At 74.8% G+C, this 2,277-nt stretch carries 1 protein-coding gene and 1 pseudogene; both read right to left on the bottom strand.

All coding sequences use genetic code 11. The features are described 5' to 3' along the window. Positions 1–1,866 (bottom strand): hypothetical protein (locus QZY48_RS05375; RefSeq protein ID WP_295428725.1); only part of this gene is annotated, 1,866 nt, incomplete at its 3' end. Positions 1,867–1,879: 13 nt separating this feature from the next. Next, positions 1,880–2,101: pseudogene (locus QZY48_RS34595) on the bottom strand (toll/interleukin-1 receptor domain-containing protein); the annotation flags it as partial. Between the last annotated feature and the right edge of the window lie 176 nt (positions 2,102–2,277).

The raw sequence follows: 2,277 nt of genomic DNA, 5'->3' as shown, positions 1-2,277 counted from the left end.
TCGTTGATCATCGGCGCGGCGATCAGAAAGGAAAAGGTGATCCCCAGCGGGACCCCGGGCCTTATCCTGGTCCGCGACGCGCCCCGCCGCCTCCACCGCCTCGCGCGCCACGGACTCGGCCTCGCCCCAGTGCCCGAGCGGGGTCAGCAGGTCGACGAGGTTCTCCGAGGAGATACAGAAGTTGTTCCAGTCCCCGGCCTCGCGCTCCCGGTCGCGGCCCAACCGCCGCAGCCCCAGCGCCTCATCGAGTCGGCCGAGCGACATGAGACAGAAGGCGACCTCGGCGATCAGCCAGGAGCGGTCGGACTCGCTCAGGTCCCCGGTTGCGGGCGGCTGCGACCAGCCCGCGGGGAAGAAGCCTGCCAGGGCCGAGAGGTCCGCGGAAATGGCGCCGAGCTGGAGCAGGCTATAACTCTGGTTGCCGCGCCGGATGCGGTCCTGATAGACCTCGCGCAGCGCTTGGCGGTACCGCCTCGCCCGACACCCATGCCCGACCGCCCGGTAGAGCGGCTCCAGCCCCTCCAGCGTCTCCGGCTGCTCCTGCTCGGGCAGGGCCCGGAACCAGTCGAACAGCACGCCATGGGCCGCATGCCAGGCCGCGGGCGACTCTTGCTCCAGCGCGCGGCCGAAGTGCTCGCGCACCAGCGGGTGGGCGTCCAAAGGAGCGCGGGCGTCCCGCCCGCAATCTCCCTCCGCCCAGCCGCCGTCCCCACCCCCGACCGGCGCCGCCAACCCCCACTGCCGCAGCCGCGCCAGCGCCTCCTCAAGCTCCGCCTCGCCCGCCGCGTGCAGCGGCTCGGTGAGCCCGGCGAGCGGCGGGTCCTGGTCTTGGAGCGCCAGGACGGCCCCCCAGGGCGCCGGGCGGTCGAAGAGCCCGAGCACCCGCAGCAGGACGCGATCCAGGGCCGCGTGCTCGTCGCGCAGGGCCGCGTCCAGCCAGCCCATGACGGTCCGCGCGTGCCGGTCGGGGCCCTCGCCCGCGAGCACCGGCCAGTCGCGGGCGAGGAAGGCCGCGGCCCGGTTGTCGAGAAAGCTATGGGTCAGTTCCGCGGCCAGGACCAGGGCCAGCGGGTGGTCGGCACAGCGCCCGGCCATGGCGTCGAGCTCGGCCGGGGTGCCGGCGAGCCCGCGGGCCTCGAGCAGCGCGACCGACCCCGCACGCGGCAGCACGCCGAGCCGGACGCGGCGAAAGTGCGGCTGGGACTCGATGAGCGGGTCCGGGATCGGCAGTCGGGAACTGGCGAGACACACCGCCTGGCCCGGGGCGCGTCCGAGCCCTTCGAGCAGGGCGGCCAGGCCCAGGTCCTTGAGCCGGCCGTCGAGCTTGGGGTCGGCGGCGGCCTGCTGGAGCGGCTCCAGCCCGTCGAGGGCGAGCACGGTGGGCGCGCCGGCCGCGCACCGGGCGAGCAGGCGGCCCAGGTCGGCGTCCGCGGTGGTCGGCGCGGGGTGCTCGCCGAGCGCCGCGAGCGCGCGCAGCAGGAAGGCGCGGGCGCTGACGGTCTGGTCGCGGCTGCCCTGGGAATAGAAGGAGTGGCCGATGAAGCGGGTGCCGGGCGGCCAGTCGCGGCGCGCGAGCCACTGGCGGGTGAGCGCGGACTTGCCGACCCCGCCGGGGGCGACCCAGAGCAGGACGCCGCCCGCGCCGCCTGCCGGTCCGTCGCCGAGTTGGGTGTCCATGCGGGCGAGTTCCGCGTCGCGGCCGAAGAGCCTGGGCGTGGCGCCGGGGAGTTCGGCGAGCAGGGCGGCGAGTGCGTCCTGGGTGCGGTCGGGCGGCGCGGCGGGGGCCGGGTCTCGCTCTGGGGCGCGGGGGCGCAGGCCGTGTTGGGCGCGGTGCTCTTTCAGAACTTGGCGGATCTCGCGCACCACGCGCGAGAAAGTCCGCGCAGACCACGAAGAGCGCGGCGTCGGCCCGTTCGATCGCCGCTTCGATCTCCGCGCGCCAGGCCGCGCCGGGCGGGATGGCGCGGTCGGTCCAGGTAGAAACCAGCCCCAGCCGCTCCAGCACGCGCAGGTTGGTCAGCAGCCGGTCCTTGACCGCTTCGCTCTTGTGCGAATAGCTGATGAAGAGCTCGAACGGGCGCGCGTGATCCGGACCGGGCATGGCGGTTTCCTTGGTGGCCGTGGCGCTTGCGGTTGTAGCCGTTGCGACAGCGCTTTGCAAGTCGCGCCGCGCCGCGACGCTGTGGGAGCGGCTTCAGCCGCGACGGGGCGTCGCGGGTTGCCCGAGCGTCGCCGGTCACCGCGGCCCCGCGTCGCGGCTGACGGGCATGAAGGCCT

The organism is uncultured Thiodictyon sp. (assembly GCF_903828115.1).
In the GTDB taxonomy this organism is placed as follows: Bacteria; Pseudomonadota; Gammaproteobacteria; order Chromatiales; family Chromatiaceae; genus Thiodictyon.
Note: the sequence above shows the minus strand (reverse complement) of the source record. Positions and strands in the feature narration are given on the sequence as shown.